At 47.3% G+C, this 21479-nt stretch carries 15 protein-coding genes; 5 read left to right on the top strand and 10 right to left on the bottom strand.

Going from position 1 to position 21479, the window contains the following annotated elements; genetic code table 11:
• Positions 1-39 precede the first annotated feature (39 nt).
• Complete coding sequence (locus ACRD67_RS12055) at positions 40-966, bottom strand: malate dehydrogenase (protein ID WP_430967404.1); 927 nt, start codon at positions 964-966, stop codon at positions 40-42.
• A gap of 260 nt (positions 967-1226) precedes the next feature.
• Between ACRD67_RS12055 and ACRD67_RS12050 the strand changes: the two genes are divergently transcribed.
• Positions 1227-1601, top strand: coding sequence for a hypothetical protein (locus ACRD67_RS12050; RefSeq protein ID WP_430967403.1), 375 nt, complete (start codon positions 1227-1229; stop codon positions 1599-1601).
• Positions 1602-2371: 770 nt separating this feature from the next.
• Here ACRD67_RS12050 and ACRD67_RS12045 read toward each other — a convergent pair.
• The 3 genes from ACRD67_RS12045 to asnB all read right to left on the bottom strand — a co-directional run bounded on the left by ACRD67_RS12045 (position 2372) and on the right by asnB (position 7563).
• The gene (locus ACRD67_RS12045) at positions 2372-3385 is read right to left on the bottom strand and encodes a DUF6588 family protein (RefSeq protein ID WP_430967402.1); all 1014 of its coding nucleotides are present in this window, start codon (positions 3383-3385) and stop codon (positions 2372-2374) included.
• A gap of 74 nt (positions 3386-3459) precedes the next feature.
• Positions 3460-5406 (bottom strand): DNA topoisomerase (ATP-hydrolyzing) subunit B, encoded by a 1947-nt coding sequence (gene gyrB / locus ACRD67_RS12040; RefSeq protein WP_430967401.1) that lies wholly within the window; start codon positions 5404-5406, stop codon positions 3460-3462.
• 486 nt (positions 5407-5892) lie between these two features.
• Complete coding sequence (gene asnB, locus ACRD67_RS12035; protein WP_430967400.1) at positions 5893-7563, bottom strand: asparagine synthase B; 1671 nt, start codon at positions 7561-7563, stop codon at positions 5893-5895.
• Positions 7564-7804: 241 nt separating this feature from the next.
• On the opposite strand from asnB, the gene ACRD67_RS12030 reads away from it, so the two are divergent.
• A complete protein-coding gene (locus ACRD67_RS12030; RefSeq protein WP_430967399.1) occupies positions 7805-8344 on the top strand; it encodes a DUF2911 domain-containing protein in 540 nt (179 codons plus the stop codon).
• A gap of 58 nt (positions 8345-8402) precedes the next feature.
• Here ACRD67_RS12030 and ACRD67_RS12025 read toward each other — a convergent pair whose 3' ends face one another.
• From ACRD67_RS12025 to ACRD67_RS12010, 4 genes are all read right to left on the bottom strand, one after another.
• Positions 8403-10025, bottom strand: coding sequence for an amidohydrolase (locus tag ACRD67_RS12025; RefSeq protein WP_430967398.1), 1623 nt, complete (start codon positions 10023-10025; stop codon positions 8403-8405).
• An 82-nt stretch (positions 10026-10107) separates the two neighbouring features.
• Positions 10108-11244, bottom strand: a complete 1137-nt coding sequence (locus tag ACRD67_RS12020; protein ID WP_430967397.1) for an OmpA family protein — start codon at positions 11242-11244, stop codon at positions 10108-10110.
• A 173-nt stretch (positions 11245-11417) separates the two neighbouring features.
• Positions 11418-13187 carry a TonB-dependent receptor domain-containing protein gene (locus ACRD67_RS12015; protein ID WP_430967396.1) on the bottom strand — a complete coding sequence of 590 codons (1770 nt, stop codon included), beginning with the start codon at positions 13185-13187 and terminating at the stop codon, positions 11418-11420.
• A gap of 4 nt (positions 13188-13191) precedes the next feature.
• Positions 13192-16212: a tetratricopeptide repeat protein gene (locus tag ACRD67_RS12010; RefSeq protein WP_430967395.1), complete on the bottom strand. Its 3021-nt coding sequence runs from the start codon at positions 16210-16212 to the stop codon at positions 13192-13194.
• A 150-nt stretch (positions 16213-16362) separates the two neighbouring features.
• Here ACRD67_RS12010 and ACRD67_RS12005 point away from each other — a divergent pair, with 150 nt between their 5' ends.
• The 3 genes from ACRD67_RS12005 (at position 16363) to ppgK (ending at position 18684) form a co-directional block, all read left to right on the top strand.
• Positions 16363-17046: a cell division ATP-binding protein FtsE gene (locus ACRD67_RS12005; protein WP_430967394.1), complete on the top strand. Its 684-nt coding sequence runs from the start codon at positions 16363-16365 to the stop codon at positions 17044-17046.
• A 10-nt stretch (positions 17047-17056) separates the two neighbouring features.
• Complete coding sequence (locus tag ACRD67_RS12000; RefSeq protein ID WP_430967393.1) at positions 17057-17872, top strand: NUDIX hydrolase; 816 nt, start codon at positions 17057-17059, stop codon at positions 17870-17872.
• A gap of 62 nt (positions 17873-17934) precedes the next feature.
• Positions 17935-18684 carry a polyphosphate--glucose phosphotransferase gene (gene ppgK, locus ACRD67_RS11995; protein ID WP_430967392.1) on the top strand — a complete coding sequence of 250 codons (750 nt, stop codon included), beginning with the start codon at positions 17935-17937 and terminating at the stop codon, positions 18682-18684.
• Positions 18685-18961: 277 nt separating this feature from the next.
• On the opposite strand, the gene ACRD67_RS11990 is transcribed toward ppgK, so the two are convergent.
• Positions 18962-19288 (bottom strand): GIY-YIG nuclease family protein, encoded by a 327-nt coding sequence (locus ACRD67_RS11990; protein WP_430967391.1) that lies wholly within the window; start codon positions 19286-19288, stop codon positions 18962-18964.
• 246 nt (positions 19289-19534) lie between these two features.
• Positions 19535-21334 (bottom strand): translational GTPase TypA, encoded by a 1800-nt coding sequence (typA, locus tag ACRD67_RS11985; RefSeq protein ID WP_430967390.1) that lies wholly within the window; start codon positions 21332-21334, stop codon positions 19535-19537.
• Positions 21335-21479: the final 145 nt, after the last annotated feature.

Genomic DNA, 21479 nt, shown 5'->3' with positions numbered 1-21479 from the left:
ATCAAGAATGGATGCCCTTTGGTCTTCTCTTGTTGCGGACTAGAGTTGCAGTAACCCGTTGGTCTTGGCGACCCCTTCGGCGCTCTCCTGCATTTTGGCCTTTTCCGCCTCATCCAGTTCAATATCCACAATGCGTTCAATACCGTTTTTGCCCAAAATAACGGGTACCCCGATACAGATATCGTTCAGGTCATATTCCCCTTCCAGGAAGGTAGAACAGGGGAACATTTTATGTTGATCGCAGGCAATGGCCTGTACCAATCCGGACACTGCGGCCCCTGGAGCATACCAGGCGCTGGTCCCTAAAAGTTTGGTCAGGGTGGCCCCGCCCACCTTGGTATCGGCAGCTACTTGCTCCAAACGTTCGGCGGACAAAAACTCGGACACCTTAATACTGTTCCGGGTAGCATGTCTGGCCAAGGGAACCATACCCGTATCACTATGCCCTCCGATCACCATGCCGTCCACATCCGAGATGGGAGCCTCCATGGCCTCGGCCAAACGGTACTTAAAGCGGGCACTGTCCAACGCACCGCCCATTCCAATGATCCTGTTTTTGGGAAGATCGGTGGTCTTATGCACCAGGTAGGTCATGGTATCCATGGGATTGCTCACCACGATCAGGATTACGTTGGGCGAATGTTCAATAAGGCTCTGCGAGACCGTTTTTACGATCCCCGCATTTATGCCGATCAATTCCTCCCGGGTCATTCCCGGTTTACGAGGAATTCCAGAAGTGATTACCGCAATATCGCTACCGGCCGTTTTGGAATAATCATTGGTGGTCCCCACAATTTTGGTGTCAAAACCATTTAGGGATGCGGTTTGCATCAGGTCCATGGCCTTTCCTTCTGCATAGCCCTCTTTAATGTCCAATATTACTACTTCCGACGCGAAATCTTTTATGGCGATGTACTCTGCACAACTTGCGCCAACAGCACCTGCCCCTACTACGGTAACTTTCATCTATTTATATTTTTTCGTTTTTATTGAGTTCCTTTTAAAGCGCTCCAAAAATACTGAATTTTAACAGAAAAACATCAGCATAACAGACATTAATGAACTTTTAATTTGTCGCCAAAACTTCCAAATTTTACAGTACAATGTTAAAAAAAACAGCACTTCAACGAAGAAACCCAAAATAAGGTGCCGTACGTCGATTTTTGACAATACCTGTTCAAGATTTTACGTTCGCATACATACCCAAATCAAATTAAACCTACTAGATGAAAAAGTTATTTTCATTTGTGGCGATCCTGGCCATCATTTTTGCCAGTAACTGTTCCCGAATACCAGAAAACAATGATCCGGTCATTGGTATATGGACCAATGAAGAGGTAAACGAACAAAGCAGTACCGACAAACAGTCCGAACGAAGGGAATGGATCTTTAACGACGCCTACTTGGGCCGATTCCATAGTTATATCAACAACGAGCTTACGATCATCACCGATTTTCAGTGGAGCCAGGAAGATGGGGTCTATACCATCTCCTATCCCGGTATTGCCGAATTTTCGGACGATATAGTCACCATGGAGGAATCCGAAGCGGGAACGCTCCTCAAAGATAATGCGGGCAACATCCTTGCCGTCCGTGAATAATTCCCTAAAAATGCTATGAGTAAGGCCCTGACGATGTTCGGGGCCTTTTTTGTTTCTGTATTGTCACATCGAGTACAATCGAGATGTCAAGAATATTAGAGTCTTTGTGAGTTCTCGACTGCGCTCGAACTGACAATTAGGGAACCACATGCGGGCCGGGGATTCCTCGCGGGCTCGGAATGACAAATCAAAGCTCATTGTCATTCGAAATTCATCATTTGGCATTCCAAATAGCTCCTTCCCTTTGTTAAGGGAAGGTGGCCCCGACCGAGCAAAGTGAGCGTCGGGGACGGAAGGGTAGCAAATCATAGCAGACTGCCCATTTGTAAGAGTTCTCCACTGCCCGCCTGCCTCGGGCATAGCGCTCGAACTGATAAATCATGTCAGATCAGCCCTTTTTACCTCCAAAATCTCCTCCTGCAAACCCTATAAATAGAGTTTTTTTTGGACCCGCTAAATCATAAAAAGTTGGCCGCATACTTTTTATAAGAAAGCTGCATACTCATTTTAAGTTAGCTGCAAAGTCCTCAAGAGATGGCTGCATACTTATTTTAAGTTAGCTGCAAAGTCCTCAAGAGATGGCTGCATACTTATTTTGAGTTAGCTGCAAAGTCTCAAAGAGATGTTGAACAGGTCTTCTACAGAGGTTAAATAAGTCACCAAAAGTTGTTTAACAAATCCGTGGGAAGCACGGTAAAGTACCGGTGCCACCTGTACCGTAAAACCTTAGGTTTGAATTTCTTTTCTATATCCGCTTCTGGCCCATCCTATTACCTGAACCCAAAATTAAGTCCAAGTGAGAGGCTGTTGAATTCTGCCAGGGTATAGTCCACATTTAATCTAAAGAAGCCCAGTTTTAGCTTGGTACCCAAGTTGGCGGTAACGCCACTGGCATCCTTGCTGACCGAAAAGGGATCAATATAGGTCTGTTGAAAAGGTCCGGAGGTGACTACATAGGTCCCCAGGACATCGGTCTCCGACTTTCCGGTAAGATAGCCCAGGCCGCCATAAAAGTTGATTACGGGCAATCTGGTGGACACCACCGCCTGGAATACCCAGGTATTGATCTTGGTATCTATTCTTTGGTCTTGCCCTGCGATAAGGGCCGAATCGGTAAAATCGTAGCTACCGTCCAAATGGGTATACCCAATTACGGCAGAAATGGCCACGGGCAAAAGTTTATCGGCGGGCAGATGTTTGGTAAAATCGTGCTGTATCCCAAAACCGTATAGGGAAATGGCAACGTCATCGGTATCTATTTTAGGTAAAAACCTCGCCTTGATCTCGGTTCCCTTAATCAGTCCTACGCTGGCCTGTACAAAACCCGAGGGGATAAAATTCAGGTCTTCGCCCGCCAATCCGTTCGGCAATTCAAAATCTTCGCGTACGGTGACCCCGGGGGCCACCTCGGCCTCTACAAAGACCATTACGCCATCAATATCGCCCAAGGCGGACGAAACGATGCCGGAGGTACTCCCATCAGCAAACTGCAGGTTCTCATAATCTGCCGTATTCAGGACAAAACTTTTTTTATCGTCCTTGTTCTTAAAGGGAGAGATGTTGCCTATGATCGAAATCTCAAAACCACCCAGGGGTTTTGCATCGGCCGTATTGTACCATCCGTTGGAAAAACTGTATATGGCGCCCTCCATGACCGGAGCCAGGTAGTCGTTGGAAAATTGTTCCGCATCGGCAAGGCCGGCAGCTAAAAGGTCATTTAGGTCAGTTTGCGCTTTGCTGTAAGTAAAGGACAACACGGCAAATAGGAAAACCAATCGTTTCATAATTTCTACGTTTTGTCCCAAAACTAAAAAACTCGCACCGTGGGTGCGAGTTTTTGTTGTGTATGTACCGTTTTTTATGCATCAATGTTCGCATAAACGGCATTTTTCTCTATAAATTCTCGTCTTGGCGGCACTTCATCACCCATCAACATGGAGAAAATACGATCGGATTCCGTGGCATTTTCTATGGTCACCTGCCTCAAGGTCCTGAATTGGGGATTCATCGTAGTATCCCACAATTGCTCGGCATTCATTTCACCAAGACCCTTGTATCGTTGTATACCGGCACCTCCTTTGAAACTCTCCACGATCTCATCGCGCTCCTGATCGTTCCAGGCGTAGCGTTTTTTACTTCCCTTTTTCACCAAATAAAGTGGTGGGGTTGCAATATAGACATGCCCTCCTTCGATTAATTCGCGCATATACCTAAAGAAGAAGGTAAGAATCAAGGTCTCGATATGGCTACCATCCACATCGGCATCACACATGATGACCACTTTGTGGTAGCGTAACTTGTCCAGGTTAAGGGCCTTACTATCCTCTTCGGTCCCTATGGTAACGCCAAGTGCCGTATAGATGTTCTTGATCTCCTCGTTTTCAAAAACCTTGTGCTGCATGGCCTTCTCCACATTCAGGATCTTACCGCGCAAGGGAAGGATGGCCTGAAAATTCCGGTCCCTTCCTTGTTTGGCCGTTCCGCCTGCGGAATCTCCCTCTACCAGGAAGACTTCGCAAAGTGCGGGATCTTGCTCGGAACAATCGGACAATTTTCCGGGCAGTCCCCCAATGCTCATCACCGTCTTGCGCTGCACCATCTCACGGGCCTTTGTTGCCGCGTGGCGTGCCTGTGCGGCAAGCTTTACCTTTTCCACGATCGTTTTGGCATCCTCTGGATTTTCCTCCAGGTAATTGGTCAACATCTCGGAAACAGCTTGGGAAACAGCAGAGGATACCTCTCTGTTGCCCAGTTTTGTCTTGGTCTGGCCCTCAAATTGGGGCTCGGCCACTTTTACCGATATGATGGCGGTAAGGCCTTCCCTAAAATCATCTCCCTGTACCTCAAACTTTAATTTATCCAGCATGCCCGAGGCATCGGCATATTTTTTTAAGGTCGATGTGAGTCCCCTCCTAAAGCCAGAGAGGTGGGTACCTCCTTCATGGGTGTTGATATTGTTTACATAAGAGTGCAGGTTTTCCGTATAGGACGAATTGTACACCATGGCCACTTCAACAGGAATACCGTTCTTTTCACCCTCCATGGCGATTATGTTCCGGATCAGTTGTTCCCGGTTACCGTCCAAAAAGCGGACAAATTCCTTCAGTCCCTCATCCGAATAGAAAGACTCCTGAACGTAACCGCTTTCGCTGTCCTTGTCCTTTTGGCGCTTGTCCATAATGGTAATAGTGACCCCCTTGTTCAGATAGGAGAGTTCCCGCATCCTATTGGATAGGGTCTCATAACTGTATTCTATGGTCTGGGTAAAAATGCTTTCATCCGGATGAAAGGTAACAATGGTGCCCGTTTCATTGGATTTGCCCACACTCTTTACCGGGTATAGGGATTTGCCCCTTTCGTACTCCTGCTCCCAAACTTTACCTTCCCGGTGTACGGTGGCCTTTAAATGATTGGAAAGCGCGTTCACTACGGAAACCCCCACCCCGTGGAGACCCCCGGAAACCTTGTAGGAATCCTTGTCAAATTTACCTCCTGCACCAATCTTGGTCATCACGACCTCCAGGGCCGAAACACCCTCTTTTTTATGTAGTCCCACCGGAATACCCCTACCGTTGTCCCTGGTGGTTATGGAATTATCTTCATTGATGGTAACGCTGATCGTATCACAATGGCCGCCCATGGCTTCGTCAATAGAGTTGTCTACCACCTCATAGACCAGGTGATGCAGTCCCCTGACACCAACGTCACCGATGTACATGGAGGGGCGCATACGCACGTGCTCCATCCCTTCCAATGCCTGAATACTGTCTGCCGAATAATTCGGCTTTTTTGCTTCTTCGCTCATAGAACAAATTAAGTTGTTTCAATTATAATTTAGCAATCCTGCAAATATAAGGAATACCCCATAGAATAAGGAGTTTCTGCGCTTTTTAAGCTTTTAAGTTATCAACAAAATATGTGGAAAAATCAGTGTTAAAAACCCCTTGTGTTCCAGGGGCTTACACAGCGGAAAAAAAGCAGCATGGAACCATGGGGTTTTTTTATGTCCCAGTCCGGGTTTTGGTCAAAAAACAGCTCCATATCCGCCCCATTTTAGCTTACGGTCCATAGGCGTGCATTTCCGGTGGCGAGGCACCATTTTTGAGTGGAAGATACCCCTTTGGGGGGAACACGCCCCTCGCCCTTCCAAAAAGGCCTGTATTGCATTGGAAATGCTTACGCTACACAAGGCCCTAAACAAAAGAAGCGCTTGTTACAGCGCTTCTTAAGGACTAATTATAATTAAAAATCTGAATAAAACAGCATTACTCATTCATAGTTGAAAATCTCTTTATTTATCATAGGCATCTTCATGTACCTTGGCCACGGCCCTACCCGATGGGTCGTTCATGTTCTTAAATGCCTCGTCCCATTCCAGTGCAATTTTTGTGCTACAGGCCACAGAGGGTTCCTGGGGCACGGACAAGGCTGCCGCATCGCTCGGAAAATGCCCTTCAAAGATGGAACGATAGTAAAATTCCTCCTTGCTGGTAGGCGTTTGTACGGGAAACCTGAATTTGGCATTGGTCAATTGTTCATCGGTCACCTCGCGATCTACCACTTCCTTTAGGGTGTCTATCCAACTGTAGCCTACGCCATCGGAGAACTGTTCTTTTTGGCGCCATGCCACACTTTCTGGCAAATAGGATTCAAAAGCCTTGCGGACCACCCATTTTTCCATACGTTCCCCGTTGATCATTTTATCCTTGGGGTTGATACGCATGGCCACGTCCATAAATTCCTTGTCCAAAAAGGGCACGCGTCCTTCAATGCCCCAAGCGGCAAGGGATTTATTGGCCCTTAGGCAATCGTACATATGCAATTTGTCCAATTTGCGTACGGTCTCTTCGTGAAAATCCTTGGGACTGGGTGCTTTGTGGAAGTACAGATAACCGCCAAAGAGCTCATCTGCCCCTTCCCCGGACAATACCATCTTTATGCCCATGGATTTGATGACCCTCGCCATGAGGTACATGGGCGTGGAAGCCCTTACCGTGGTGATGTCATAGGTCTCCAGGTTAAAGATGACGTCCTTAATGGCATCCAGGCCTTCCTGGATGGTAAATTTTATCTCGTGGTGCACTGTGCCGATATGATCGGCCACCTTTTGTGCGGCCGCCAGGTCCGGCGAGCCCTCGAGGCCAACCGAAAATGAGTGCAACTGTGGCCACCATGCTTCCTTGGTGTCGCCAGATTCTATACGTTTTTGGGAATATTTCTTGGCCAGGGCCGATGTCACCGAGGAATCCAATCCCCCCGATAGCAGCACCCCGTAGGGCACGTCGGACATCAATTGTCTGTGTACCGCGGCATCCAGGGCATCGTGCAGCTCGGCAATGCTGCTCTGGTTTTCCTTTACCGCCTCGTACTCCATCCAATCCCTTTGGTACCAGCGTTTTAGCTCACCGTCCCTGCTATGCAGGTAATGGCCGGGCGGAAAGAGTTCTATTTTGGTGCATACGCCCTCCAAGGCCTTTAATTCCGAGGCCACATAGAAGGTTCCGTTATGGTCCCATCCCATATAAAGGGGAATAATGCCCATATGGTCACGGGCCACAAAATATTCGTTCTTTTCCGTATCATAGATGGCAAAGCCAAAAATACCGTTCATCTCGTCCAAAAAAGACGTTCCCTTTTCCTGGTATAGGGCCAGGATGACCTCACAATCCGATTCGGTCATAAAATCATAGGAGCCCAGGAACTGTTCCCTAAGTTCCCTGTGGTTATATATTTCGCCATTGGCCGCCAATACCAGTTTGCCGTCCCTGCTCAGCAAGGGCTGTTTCCCCGAGACGGGGTCTACTATGGCCAACCGTTCATGGGCCAGTATCGCTTTCTCATCTGAATAAATTCCACTCCAATCCGGTCCCCTGTGCCTTATTTTTTTGGACATTTCAAGCAGCTGGGGCCTCAACACACTTGTGCTTTCCTTAACATCGAACGCACATACAATTCCACACATAAGTATTATTTAATGTAATTATAAGTCAAAGATGCGGTACAACTTTCAATTAAAAAAGTAAACATCAGTAATTAGTTACAATTTGAAACAATATAGTGATAATGTAGATAAATTAAGAATTATATCCAAGCCAGAACATGCCGTGGCATGCATTCTGTAAGCGGGCCAAATTTTAACGACTCTTTATCAGTATTTCCATGGAATACTACTTAGTTTTGAAAAAATCAAAAACAATCAAAATATGAAAAAATTAGTAACACTAGCCACATTTGTTTTCGCCTTGGTATTCTCTTTTGAGACCAGTGCACAAGAGTTTAGCGGATTGGACAAAAGTCCGTTGGATATTGCGGTCTATCCGGCCAGCGGAAGGGTACCCAACAAACTGGTTCGGGTAACCTATAGCCGTCCCCAATTAAAAGGGAGGTCTTTGGCCAATCTTGCGCCCAACGGAAAGGTATGGCGTACCGGGGCCAACGAGGCCGTAGAAGTGGTGTTCTACAAAGATGCCAAAGTAGGCGGCCAAGCTATCAAGGCGGGCACCTATTCCATGTTCACCATTCCAGGGGAATCGGAATGGACGGTCATCTTTAACAGCAAATTAAATCAATGGGGCGCGTATTCCTATGATGAATCGGCAGATGTGGTCCGTGCGAAGGCCAGTGCAAGTAAGGATTCCAGCTCCCTGGAAGCCTTTTCCATTGCCTATAAGGAGGTTGATGGCGGTGTACACATGGTTCTGGGTTGGGATACCACCAGGGTGGCCCTCCCCATAAGCCAGTAAGACTAGTTTTATCCTATAAAAAAAGCCGAGGGCCACAGCTCTCGGCTTTTTTATTTCCTTATTCTACCTGCTTGCCCGCAATAAAGGTCTGATCGGCCTTAAGTTGGGGAATCTCCCTTTCCGCTACGGTCATGATATCCTCGTCCAAGATCACAAAATCGGCCCATTTCCCCATTTCAATGCTGCCTTTTTCATTTTCCTCAAAATTGGAATAGGCCGCCCATATGGTCATTCCACGCAAGGCCTCTTCCCGCGATAGGGCATCCTCCATTTGAAACCCACCCTCTGGATAGTCCTCCAGGTCCTTGCGCGCCACCGCGGCATAAAAGGTCAGAAAAGGGCTTACCTGTTCTACGGGGAAATCGGTTCCCAAGGCTATTTTTCCTGAAATGTCCAGCAATTTCTTAAAGGCATAGGCACCCCTTATCCGTTCCGCACCCACACGATCTTCGGCCCAATACATATCACTGGTGGCGTGGGTGGGCTGCACGGAGGGGATAATATCTTCCCTAAACTTGTTGAAATCCTCCGGGGCCACTACTTGGGCATGCTCCACTTTCCATCGCCTATCGGTGGTGCCCTCCAGGGCCTTGTGATAAGCTCGGAGCACTACATTATTGGCAGAATCCCCAATGGCATGGGTGTTCATCTGGTACTCGGAAGCGGCGATGCGCTGGGCAAGACCTTCAATGGCATCCACGGGGGTCACCATGGCCCCGTAGTGGCCGGCCTTGTCCGAATAGGGCGCTTTTAGGGCTGCTCCCCGGGAACCCAGGGCCCCATCGCCATATACCTTTACCGAACGTACATTTAATCTATCGGTCTTTACAATGCCCTTTTCCAGAAAGTGGTCCAAATTAGCGGGACTATTGCTAATCATGGCGTATACCCTTATCGAAAGCTCTCCCGCCTGTTGCAGGCTATCGATCAATTCTATGGTGCTTCGGTCCAATCCGGCATCATTTACCGTGGTAAGGCCGTGCTGCAGGCAGATGCGCTGGGCATCCTTTAAGGCCCCTATTTTTGAATCCAGGTTTGGTGCAGGTATTACCGCATCGATCATTCGCATGGGGTTGTCTATCAATACGCCCGTAAGCGCACCCCCTTGCTTTACGATTTCCCCGCCGGTTACCTCGGTGCTGGCATCTATTCCGGCCATATCCAACGCCTTTTGGTTAGCTAGGTAGGCATGGCCGTCCACACGCCTTAAGGCCACCGGGGTATCGGGGAAAAGCGCATCCAGTTCTTTTTTAGTGGGGAACTCCTTTACCTCCCAATCGTTCTGGTCCCATCCCCTGCCCAGGACAAAGTTGCTTTTCCGCTCCTCCTGAAAATTTTTGACCCGTTCCAGAACCGCTTCATAGCTCGTGGTCCCCACGAGGTCTACCACCTGCTGGTTGAGGCCCAGGCCGTAAAAATGACAATGGGCATCTATTAAACCTGGGATAATGGTACGGCCGTCGGCATCGATCGTGCGATCGGTGGTATACCTTGCTCCTATTTCCTCGGTACTTCCCACGGCAATAAATTTGCCCTCACGTACGGCGAAGGCCTCAGCCTTTGAAAATCCTTCATCCACCGTATACACCGTGGCATTCTGCACGATTAAATCTGCTTTTTCCTTAGGGGTTCCGCAACTGTATATTGCGCCAATAATGAGTAGAAGTGCTACTTTTTTCATAGGTATCTGCTTGGATATGGGACACCAGTGTCCTGTTCCAGGGCAAAATACTAATTTCCTTTGCCAATTGCTTCCAAAAGTATTAGAAATACGATTTGGCAGGCCCTTCGCTGATGACGAACTCTACCCGCCTGTTCTGTTGCCTTCCTTCTTCGGTGGCATTGGTGGCCACAGGCTTTTCGCCGCCATACCCTTTCCACAGGATGCGTTCCTGGGGGAGGCCCAATTGCAATAAATAATCCGCTACCGCCCTGGCCCTTTTATCCGATAACCCTCTGTTATAGGGCGCCGGACCCGTACTATCTGTATGGCCTTTTATGGTGATGGTAAGTGCGGTATTGTGTTGCAGGTACTCATAAACGCTGCGCAGATCGGCCATGGCGCTGTCCAATAGTCGATAGTTATCGAACTCGAACAACACGTTTTGAAATACATGGGTCTTGTTGAGCACGTAGGTTTCCGGTTCTGGTTCCGGTTGCTGCTGAGCCCCAACGGCGGACAGCCCTAAGAGGTCCACATAGTAATAGGAGACCTCCCCTTTTTGCCGGCGTTTGGGCCGGGGCCCTATGTTTTTTGGCTTTATCCGTCTGGATCGGGCATTGCTCTTAAAGTTACCAATGGTCATAAAACTTTCGTTGCCACGCGCTACGATTTCCACGGAGGCCTTGATCCACTTTTTGGACTCGGAGTAAAAATCAGGATAATCAATTTCGACCAAATACACTGCTTGATCGCGAATTCTGGCCAACTTGGTCCGTGAAAGATTTTTATCGGTCGGAATGTCTAGCTTATTTTCCGAAAACAGCACTCCAAAATCGCCAAGGGCAAAATCGGACCCCTCGGCCAAGCTGAGATAGAAGGACGCAATATATTTTTTCCCCTTTACCAGGGTTTCGGAGAATTCTGCCTGTATGTACTCCCTATAGTCTTCCGGGGCATAAACATAAAAACCTGCGTAGCCATTGCCCGATTTTGAACGCTGGAAACCGTTAAAGTTATTGGGCACGCCCATACGCTCGCTGCAGCTGTTGAAATAATCCGTAGTGCCCCGCGTAGGGGTAGACCAGGATTCCAAATCGTGATTGAAGTTGCTCAAGTACCGGGGACACTTCCCAAAAGCCTCAAAACTGGGGTCAATAACCAAATTTTGGGCCATGAGGGCCGTACCCAAAGACAAAAACCAGATACCTATACTATATTTTGCGTTTGCTAACAACATAAAACAGGACCGTTTGCTCCTACAAAAATAGGGAAATATACGCAAGCTTTCCAGAACTGGCCCGGGCCTTTCGACCAACGGATCGGTTTATCGAGAACAGGTCAATTTTGTCCCTTGCGGTGTCTTTTTGGCCTTAAAACCGGTCTTCTGGACCCAATGACCCATGCCCAAGGCTAAAAATCGAACTTATACGTTATCCCCGCCAAAGCCTGAAAGCCCTGTACCCTTAAGTTCGCCCAACGTTGATAGTCGTTGTTGGCAATATTGGATGCCTTTACAAAAACTGAAAGCTGTTCGTTAAAACGATAGCCCACATGGGCATTGGCATCAAAATAGCTGTCCAGTGTAACCGGGTTCGCCGTAAAAGGGGCGGGATCTATGTTCTGGGTAATCTCTTGAATCAGGTCCTGCCGTTCGCCCACATAAAAGAGGTTGGCGCCCAAAAACCATGATTCGTCTATCTGGTAATCCATGAACAGCGACCCTTTTACTTCCGGTAGGTTCCAGGCAGGATTATCGGTTTCTGTATCGTAGTCATAAACCTCGGCACTGATGCCCAGGGTAAAATTCCTGTTCACATCTACATTAAGTTCCCCAAAAAAGCCCAGGGTACGGATGTCGTCGTAAAACACCTGAAAGGAGTTGCCGTAGAAATAGCCTTTATCATCGGTGCGGAAAAGGTTCTGGGGATTGAGGAAAAACAACGGTTTGCGGTTTTCTGCGCTGTATGACCCCTTGATATTATAGCTTAGATTGGGCAATAATTTTCCCTTTAGCCCCAAATAAGCATCGTACTGCCGATCCGTGGGCTGAATGGCAAGTGTGGGGGAAACATAGGGATTGTCCTGTACAAATCCGTAGTAGGAGTTTTGTTGTAGTTCTCCTTCAATGCCGCCATAAGCGATTACGGTCTCATCCACAAGGCGATAGGAGGCGGTTACGGCCGGAAAAATATAGAAATTACTGTCACTGTTCTCCGTATCCACGCCGTAAACAAAACGGGCGCCCAGATTAAGGGTAAGGTCATCCCTTAAGACTAACAAGCTAGGGGTAATCCCCAGCTGCAACTGGCTGTAATCAATTTCCTGTAGATTGGTCGTGCTGCTTAGCGGGGCATTTTTGAAATTCCCGCTTACATAGTCCAGTTTTACCCCAATGGTAAGCTTTTCCTCGGTAATGGGCAGCTCAAAGGTAGGTTCCAGGATTACCCTGTTTTCGCCCGATTCGGTGGCGTCCCAAAATCGCCTGAGCAAGAGTTTTCCTTTTTTAAAGGGCGATTCCTCCAAGTTGATATGTGCGCCCGCCTGGGCATTGAAATAATTTTGACGTTCGTCTATCCCATCGATGGTGGCCTGATCAAAAGCCCCTTCCGGGATACCGTACCAATTATAAAGCTGATGTCCCAGCCCAATATCGGCACCCCAATTAAAATCACGATCCCGTTTGGCATAGGAGACATCCAACTTGGAGTTGTAAAAGTCCGTATCCAAAACCGCATCCTCAATATCGCCGCGGGAGGAATGATGGGTAAAGCCCACATCCAAAAGGTCTTCGCCCCTGTTCAGGTCCCTGCTGGTATAAAAATCGACCAGGGCATTGTTAAAATTGCCCAGGCCCACGGAGGCATACGAATTGAAAAGTTTTGGTGGCGGTGTCTTTTTTACCCTGGAAGCCTTGCCTTTTGCGGGTGTAAACGTAGAGGCCACGGGCACCGAAAAGATGCTGTAATTGATCTGTTTTTTTTGTAGTACGATGGAATCGTTCAGAATGGGCTGGGACCTTAACTTGGACGCGTCCGAAATTGTCGGGGAATAGGGCCTTACTACGGTCACAGTCTCGGTTCCGATATCCTTGGTGTCCTGGGCCATCCCCAGCTGCCATAACAGCAACAAAACCCATACGATCTTATACGATCCATTTTGTCCGGTGTTCGTTCTTCCCATAATGTTAGTTCCCTTCGGTATCGATTGATGAATTGCGTTGTGCTTCCTTACTTTTGACGATGGAAAGCTCTCTTTCGGCCTCGGCCTTGATTTCGGGGTATTGGCCAAAGTTGGTAATTACGCTTTCCAAAATGTAGGTGGCCTGAAAGGCATCGTCCAGGGCGTAAAAGTTCTTGGCCATGACAATAAGGCCTTTCCCTCCCCACTCTTTATAGGCCGAATAGTCCTTTGCCAATTTTTGTACGGAGCTGTTAGAGGCTTCATAGTCCTGTTTCTTGTTCTTGAAAAAGGCATCGTAGTACAGGGCTTCTGCGGCCAGCCCCCCATTGGCGATTCCCAGCACCTCTGCATAGGCCTGTTCCGCAATCTCCTCCTTATCCGTACGGATGGCCGAGCGTGCGATCATCACATGGGCATCACTTTTTATACGGTTGTCTATCTTAGCGGTATTCAATACTTTCTGGGCATAGGCTATGGTACGCTCGTAATCCTTTTGTTCGTAGTAGCCCTTCATGAGGTTAGACTGTGCAAAGGTGATGTTCTGCTGTATTTCGGCTGTTTGTTCCAGTCGCTCCAAAAAGGGAATGGCGGCATTGTAGTCTTTTTTGGTGATATGGATCTCGCAGATCCGTGTCAGGGACTGCTCGGCATACTCACTGCTTCCCCGATCTACGACAAATTGATAGGCGGGCAGTGCCTTGTCCTGCTGTCCCTCTCCAAAATAGATTTGCGCCAGGTTGAAATTAGCGGTAAGGGCGTGAAGTCCGTTAGGGAACTCTTTGACATAGCTTTCGTATGCCTTTCTGGCGGCTCCCGTATTGCCGTCCCGGTATTGCTTTTGGGCCGATTCAAAACTAGCATTGTCCAATTCCGTATCGGTCACCTCAACAAAATCGAGCTGTTTTACCCAGGTGGCGTACTCGTTGACCCGCCCCAGGTCTACATAAATAAGTTTGGCAGTAGCAACGGCCTGCTTGGCTTCCTGGGTTTTGGGAAAGTCCCTGGCCACGGTTTTGAATTTTACCAAGGCCTCTTCGTTCCTGCTGGCATTATAGTGCACCAATCCTTGCCGCAGCAAAGCTCTGGGCACGAAGGAACTTCCTCTGTATTCCCGGATCAACTGATCGTAGATCTGTAGCCCCTGGGCCGTATTGTCTGCCTTTACGTAGGAGTTGCCCAGTTCAAAAAGCGCATCATCCTTTAAGGTAGATCTCGGGAACCGGTCCACAAAACGGTTAAGCTCCTCGATCTTGGAATTGCCCCTACCCACAAAACCATAACTAAGCGCTTTTTGCAGGGCGGCATAATCCTTTTCAGGCCCGTTCCCTTCCAAAACCTGGTTATAGGCCTCAATGGCCGGCCAATATTTACGGCTCACAAAATGGCTATCGCCCATACGCAAATAGGCATCGTTACGTTTTTCGGTGTCCAACGACCCGGAGGTGGCCTTTTTAAAATAGGCGACCGCGCTGTTATAATCCTTTAGTTTAAAATAGGTATAAGCCAGGTTGTAATCCAGGTCAGGGAACTCTTGTGTATTTTTTGCGCTTGGATTCTGTTGAAATTGAACAAAACTGGTCAATGCTTCCTCGAATCTGTTCAACATATATTCTGTCTCGGCCTTCCAATAACTCGCCCTGGCCTTGAACAGCAAGTCGGGCGCATCTTTGAGCGACTTGCCAAAGCTTTCCTGGGCAGCGGCATAGTTGTTGTCCAAGAACAGTTCTACCCCCCTATAGAAAGCTACTTTTTGGTAGGTTTCCTTACTTGCGTAGTTTTTGTTCTCCTCCAAAAGGGTCATAGCACCCTGAAAATTTTTGGAAGTGATATAGGAATCTACCAAGAGTTCCTGCATTTCCTCGCTATGTTCATCATTTGGGTATTGTTTTAAATAACTGGTCAATACCTGCGGCACCCCTTCATACGGATTGCCAATCTCATAGCTCAATCTTGCATAATTGAGGAAGGCATCCTTTTGTATTTCCGGGCCAAAATCCATTTGTGAAGCATTGCGGAAAGCATTTAACGCTTCCTGTTTTTTATCCAATTTCAGGTAACACTCCGCCAAATGATAGTAGGCATTTTGGGAAACACTGTTGGTGCCCCCGATAATTTTATTGAATTGTTGAATAGCGTTGGCATAATCGCCCTGCTTATAGTAGCTATAGCCTAACAGATAGTAATCGGTATTGCTCCACCTACCTCGTTTTCCCTTGTATTTTTCCAAATAGGGAATGGCATTGGCATATTGTCCAAGGTTAAAATAACTCTCCCCGATAATTTTATTGAGTTCGGAAACCTCCCTTCGGTCGGACTTGGGCAGTTGTTTTTTGGCCAGGGCAACGGATTCCTCAAAATTGCCCAGTTTAAAATTCATGTCGGCCTGATAGTACGACAATTTTTCGTCCAACAATTCCTGATCGGCAATTTGATCGAAGCGCTCGTTGGCCGTATCGTAATCGTCTTCTTGGTAGGCGATATAACCCAAATAGTATTTGGCTTGGGAACCGTAAGTGGAAGAAGTGGTCACCTTGTTTAGGTAGCGCTCTGCTTCCTTGGTCTTTTTTGAGGAAAATAGCGCATAGCCGTTATTAAAGAAAAAGCGCTCCTGGTCCTTGCCGGCCATGGCACTTTGGTCCACTTTTTTGTACCATTTCAGGGCGTAGGGATATTTCCCGGTCTCAAAATAGTAATCGCCCACATCCAAAAAAGCCGAGTTGCGTTTGGTAGAGGTAGGGTATCGCTCCACAAAATCCTCCATGAGCCGATCTGCGCCCAACTGATTTAACCGTATGGCCGCATTGGCAGCGTAGTAAGCGCTATTGGCTTCGGTCTCCTGATCTTTGGTCTGTTCCCTTACCTTGTCAAAAATGGCTTGGGCCGCCTGATACTGTTCATTGTTGTACAGTGCCAGGGCTTCCTGGTAGGCTTTCTGATCGTGGGTATAGATTTTGGATTCTTGGGCAAATCCATTGAAAAACAGCCCTATAGCAAGGGCCAAAAAGGCGGTTTTCTTCTTTCGCATAATGTTCTCTCGCAGTTACGAATTACCGATATACCTAGTAAAACGTCAAATATTGTTCCTAAGTATGTCGCGGGGCAAAATATAATATTTTTAAGGGCCTCGGATTTGTATTCCCCAATAACTTATTACTTTTATGCTAACAAAGGACCTATGGCAGAACGTATATTGGAATTGAAGAATGTGGGTGTTTTCCAAAAGGAAAACATGGTGCTCAACCAAATCACCCTGGATGTCAAAAAAGGCGAGTTTGTCTACCTGATAGGAAAAACGGGCAGCGGCAAGAGCAGTTTTATGAAAACGCTCTACGCGGATTTGCCCCTGCAGGAGGGCAACGGCAGGGTTGTGGGTTTTAACCTCAAGACCCTGGAGGAAAAGGACATCCCGTTTTTGAGGCGCAAACTGGGTATTGTCTTCCAAGATTTTAAACTGTTGCCGGATAGGAATGTGAACAACAACCTCCTTTTTGTGCTCAAGGCGACCGGATGGACCGATACCGATAAAATGAGCGCCAAAATAGAGGAAGTTCTGGACAAGGTGGGTATGAAAACCAAAGGTTTTAAGTTTCCCCACGAACTCTCTGGGGGTGAGCAGCAGCGTATTGCTATTGCCAGGGCCCTGCTGAACGACCCTGAATTGATCTTGGCCGACGAACCCACGGGCAACCTTGATCCACAAACCAGTGTGGAAGTCATGAAGGTGCTACAGGAAATAAACAAAACAGGGCGGACCATTCTTATGGCCACGCACGACTACGCCCTTATCCTAAAATACCCATCCAAAACGCTTAAATGCGATGGCAACAAAGTGTTCGAGGTGATTCAAAAAGCCGTCTAATACGTCCCAAGTGATTCTAAGAAAACAGTCCCACCAAACCGATAAAAAAGTACATCCGTTTGTGGGTATCCTGCTTTTTTTGATTTCGATCGTGCTGCTGGTACTCACCGTTCCCCTAGGCTTTCTCTACGGGATATTTTACGCCCTTTTTACCAAAGGGTTAAAAGGTCTCGGGGAATATACCCTCAAAATTGCGGTGTCCATAGACCAATTAGGGAATGTGGTGATGCAACACCTCCTAAACCTACTTTGGATCCGCAAAAAAGGCTATAAATTTGGTAACCGGGACGAGACCATCTCCAGTGCCTTGGGCAGGAACAAAAAGCGGGGCACCTTAAACGGTTTCGGAAAGGCAATAGATTGGATCTTGGATGGTATTGACCCCGATCACAGCCTTAATTCCATCGACTACTATATAGAACCCTCGGACGAAATCATAGATAAGTTGGCCTGGATACATATCGTGGACAAAAAAATTCTCAGTACCCGAAGCAAGGGAAAGGAGAAGTATTATATTCCGGGAGGCAAAAGGGAAGTGGGCGAATCCGATACGGATGCACTTGTCCGTGAGATCAGGGAGGAATTGAGTGTAGATCTGGACATATCCACTCTGGAATATATCAGGATTTTTGAAGCGCCGGCCGATGGCAAAGCGGCCGGCATCACCGTAAGAATGACCTGCTACTCTGGCGATTATTCCGGTGTTTTGAAACCCGATTCCGAAATTGCGGAAATGGTCTGGCTCAATTATCGGGATAGGGACAAAATCGCGGCAGTGGATAAATTGATCTTCGACTACTTAAAAGAAAGAGAAGAACTTGACTAATTTCGCTTACAAAACTCCCGAAAGTTTTTGTTACTTTGCCCAGCTAATCATAAATTCTCTTCATGGAAGTTCTTGGAATTGATATCGGAGGTTCCGGTATCAAAGGTGCCTTAGTAGATGTGGAAACCGGGGAAATGTTGACCAAACGTTTCCGGATACCTACTCCGGAATCGAGAAGGCCCGACGCCATGGCCGAAGTAGTGGCTCAAATCGTAAAACACTTTAATTATAGTGGGCCCGTAGGATGTGGGTTCCCAACGGTCATAAAGAACGGAATCTGTGTGTCATCGGGCAATCTCCATAAAACGTGGAAGGGAGTCAATGCCGATCAACTTTTCGAAAAAGCGACCGGCTTGCCTTTTATCGTTATCAACGATGCAGATGCCGCAGGATATGCTGCTATGAATTACGGCGTGGGCAAGGGCAAAGATGGTTTTGTGGTCATGGTGACCATAGGAACCGGCCTGGGCAGCGGTGCTTTCCTGGATGGCCGCCTAATTCCAAATTTTGAACTAGGACAGATTCCTTACAAAAAATACAGCAAGATAGAACTCTGGGCCGCTGGTTCTGCCAAGGACAGGGAAGGGCTTAGTTTTGAAAAATGGGGAAAACGTTTTAGCAAGTTCCTAAAATATGTGGAACTCGTCATAGCGCCAGACCTTATTATTGTAGGCGGTGGCCTATCCAAGGAATGGGACAGTTTTAAGGACTATATAAAATTGGATACCCAAGTCATACCTGCCGGCTTACAGAACCACGCGGGGATTATCGGTGCCGCGGCCGCATGCCTAAAAGAAAAGCATTACGTCTAAGAGCTAAACCGTACCAGCTTGTGATTCCTCGTACCTCGGAATCACCAATACCGTTCTAAGTGTGGATTCTTCGCTGCCTGCCTGCCTAGGGCACGGCGCTCTGAATGACAAAAAATGGGGTTTGGAACAACAGAACCGAGAAGCTATGAGCCGCAAAAAGTCCAAAGATTGTCATTCCGAGGCACGAGGGATCTCTGGTATCGTCCATAGTTTGGATTCTTCGCTTCGCTCTGAATGACAAGGTTACAGTTGTTAACCATGCCACCAACAATTCATCTTAAGAGTCCATTTGAAATGGAAACAGATATTCCAAAAAATTTAGCTCAGGGTTTATGGATTTAATCAGTTCCAACTTCTTTTCCCTACTCCATCCTTTTATCTCCTTTTCTCTGGCTAAGGCCTCGTGAACCCAGGTAAATTTTTCGTAATAAAGTAAATGCCCACATCTATATCTTGAGCTAAAGCCTTTCGTTTGCTTTTTTACACTTATATCATGTTCAGACAGTCTTCTTGCCAAATAATTGGTCATGCCTGTGTATAAAACCGTCCTATTTTTATTGGTAATGATATAAACATGATAGGTATGGAACCCCTCCTGATACATAGGACTAAAGTACGGAAAGATTCTTTGTTGTGTTCGAACTACAAGGCTCAGACTCTTTGAAGAATAAAAAGCCCCAGGGTTGTCATTCCGAGGTACGAGGAATCTCCGGTATCATTCATAGTGTAGATTCTTCGCTTCGCTCTGAATGACAAAAATAGAACGTATCGAACCCTTCATAGATGTCCGACTACTGCTCTGAATGGCAAAAATGGGGTATCAGCAGCTATTCTTTGAACAAGAAACGTATTAATCTATCTTGTTCCTTTTGCGATCTACTTCTTTCAAGAATATTTTCCGCAAGCGCAAGTGGTTGGGACTTACCTCTACATACTCATCTTTCTGGATATATTCCAGCGCTTCCTCCAAGGAAAACTTGATGGCAGGAACAATTTTTGCCTTCTCGTCCGCTCCCGCAGAACGTACGTTGGATAGTTTTTTGGTCTTGGTAACGTTCACGGTCATATCATCACCACGAGAGTTTTCGCCTATGACCTGGCCTTCGTAAATGTCCTCGCCCGGATCGATAAAAAACTTGCCCCGATCCTGCAATTTATCAATGGAATAAGGAATGGCCTTTCCGTTCTCCATAGAGACCAGAGATCCATTCTGTCGCTGTGGGATATCGCCCTTCATGGGCTGGTATTCAAAAAAACGGTGTGCCATGATTGCTTCTCCCGCCGTTGCCGTCAATAGTTGGTTCCGAAGTCCGATGATGCCCCTGGAGGGAATGATAAACTCGCATACCATGCGATTTCCCTTGGCTTCCATGCGGGTCATCTCCCCTTTTCGTATGGACACCATTTCCACGGCCTTGCCGGAAACCTCCTCTGGCAAATCTATGGTAAGCTGTTCCACGGGCTCACATTTGACGCCATCAATCGTTTTGATGATTACCTGTGGTTGCCCGATCTGCAGTTCATAGCCTTCACGGCGCATGGTCTCGATCAATACCGAAAGGTGTAGCACCCCACGGCCAAAGACCATAAACTTGTCTGCACTATCGGTTTCCTCCACCCTAAGGGCCAAGTTCTTTTCCAATTCTTTCTCCAAGCGTTCCTTGATATGCCTAGAGGTCACAAACTTTCCGTCCTGTCCAAAGAAAGGGCTGTCGTTAATCGTGAACAACATGCTCATGGTAGGCTCATCTATGGCGATGGTCTGTAGCCCTTCCGGGTTTTCAAGATCGGCAATGGTATCCCCGATCTCAAATCCTTCCAAACCCACAATGGCACAGATATCACCGGTAGCTACTTCTGCTACTTTTTTACGTCCCAGTCCTTCAAAGGTAAAGAGTTCCTTTATCTTGGATTTCACGAGGCTTCCGTCTCGCTTCACCAAGGAAATCTGTTGTCCCTCGCCCAACCGACCCCGTTGCAACCTTCCAATGGCAATTCGGCCCGTGAAGGAAGAGTAATCCAGGGAGGTAATCAGCATTTGGGTAGTGCCTTGTTCGGGTCTAAACTCCGGAATATGCTCCACTACCATGTCCAACAAGGGTGCTATGGAATCCGTTTCCTGCTTCCAGTCCTCGCTCATCCAATTGTTTTTGGCCGATCCGTACACTACCGGGAAATCCAGCTGCCATTCCTCGGCCCCCAGTTCAAACATGAGATCAAATACCTTCTCGTGCACCTCTTCGGGCGTACAGTTTTCCTTATCTACCTTATTGATGACCACACAGGGTTTCAGGCCCAGGTCAATGGCCTTTTGCAGTACAAATCGGGTCTGAGGCATTGGTCCCTCAAAGGCGTCTACCAACAACAGCACGCCATCGGCCATGTTCAGAACCCGCTCTACCTCTCCGCCAAAATCGGCGTGACCGGGGGTATCTATAATATTGATTTTGGTATCCTGATATACTACGGAAACATTTTTGGAGACGATGGTAATGCCCCGCTCCCGTTCCAGGTCGTTATTGTCCAAAATTAGCTCGCCCGTCTTTTCGTTCTCCCGGAACAGCTCACAATGGTGCATAATCTTGTCCACCAGGGTGGTTTTTCCATGGTCTACGTGGGCAATGATGGCAATATTCTTGGTGTTGGACATAACTTCTATTTTTCAGCCTGCAAAGATACTGCTATTTTTTGCTTGTTGGCATAAACTTATGTTATTTTTATCTTATTGATTCTGAGCCACTTTGCGGTCTACCCAAAGCATATAAAAACCTTTATCTTTGTCCGAAAGTTTTGAA

It is taken from the genome of Eudoraea algarum (genome assembly GCF_050589645.1).
Classification (GTDB): Bacteria; Bacteroidota; Bacteroidia; order Flavobacteriales; family Flavobacteriaceae; genus JBNGOQ01.
The sequence above is the reverse complement of the archived record's forward strand: the minus strand, read 5'-3'. Positions and strand labels throughout refer to the sequence as shown.

Coding starts and splice junctions, on each gene's coding strand:
- ACRD67_RS12025 (WP_430967398.1), bottom strand. CDS start 10,025: ATGAAAAAAGTAGCACTTCTACTCATTATTGGCGCAATATACAGTTGC.
- ACRD67_RS12010 (WP_430967395.1), bottom strand. CDS start 16,212: ATGCGAAAGAAGAAAACCGCCTTTTTGGCCCTTGCTATAGGGCTGTTT.
- ACRD67_RS11990 (WP_430967391.1), bottom strand. CDS start 19,288: ATGTATCAGGAGGGGTTCCATACCTATCATGTTTATATCATTACCAAT.
- ACRD67_RS12045 (WP_430967402.1), bottom strand. CDS start 3,385: ATGAAACGATTGGTTTTCCTATTTGCCGTGTTGTCCTTTACTTACAGC.
- ACRD67_RS12005 (WP_430967394.1), top strand. CDS start 16,363: ATGGCAGAACGTATATTGGAATTGAAGAATGTGGGTGTTTTCCAAAAG.
- ACRD67_RS12030 (WP_430967399.1), top strand. CDS start 7,805: ATGAAAAAATTAGTAACACTAGCCACATTTGTTTTCGCCTTGGTATTC.
- ACRD67_RS12020 (WP_430967397.1), bottom strand. CDS start 11,244: ATGTTGTTAGCAAACGCAAAATATAGTATAGGTATCTGGTTTTTGTCT.
- typA (WP_430967390.1), bottom strand. CDS start 21,334: ATGTCCAACACCAAGAATATTGCCATCATTGCCCACGTAGACCATGGA.
- gyrB (WP_430967401.1), bottom strand. CDS start 5,406: ATGAGCGAAGAAGCAAAAAAGCCGAATTATTCGGCAGACAGTATTCAG.
- asnB (WP_430967400.1), bottom strand. CDS start 7,563: ATGTGTGGAATTGTATGTGCGTTCGATGTTAAGGAAAGCACAAGTGTG.
- ACRD67_RS12015 (WP_430967396.1), bottom strand. CDS start 13,187: ATGGGAAGAACGAACACCGGACAAAATGGATCGTATAAGATCGTATGG.
- ppgK (WP_430967392.1), top strand. CDS start 17,935: ATGGAAGTTCTTGGAATTGATATCGGAGGTTCCGGTATCAAAGGTGCC.
- ACRD67_RS12055 (WP_430967404.1), bottom strand. CDS start 966: ATGAAAGTTACCGTAGTAGGGGCAGGTGCTGTTGGCGCAAGTTGTGCA.
- ACRD67_RS12050 (WP_430967403.1), top strand. CDS start 1,227: ATGAAAAAGTTATTTTCATTTGTGGCGATCCTGGCCATCATTTTTGCC.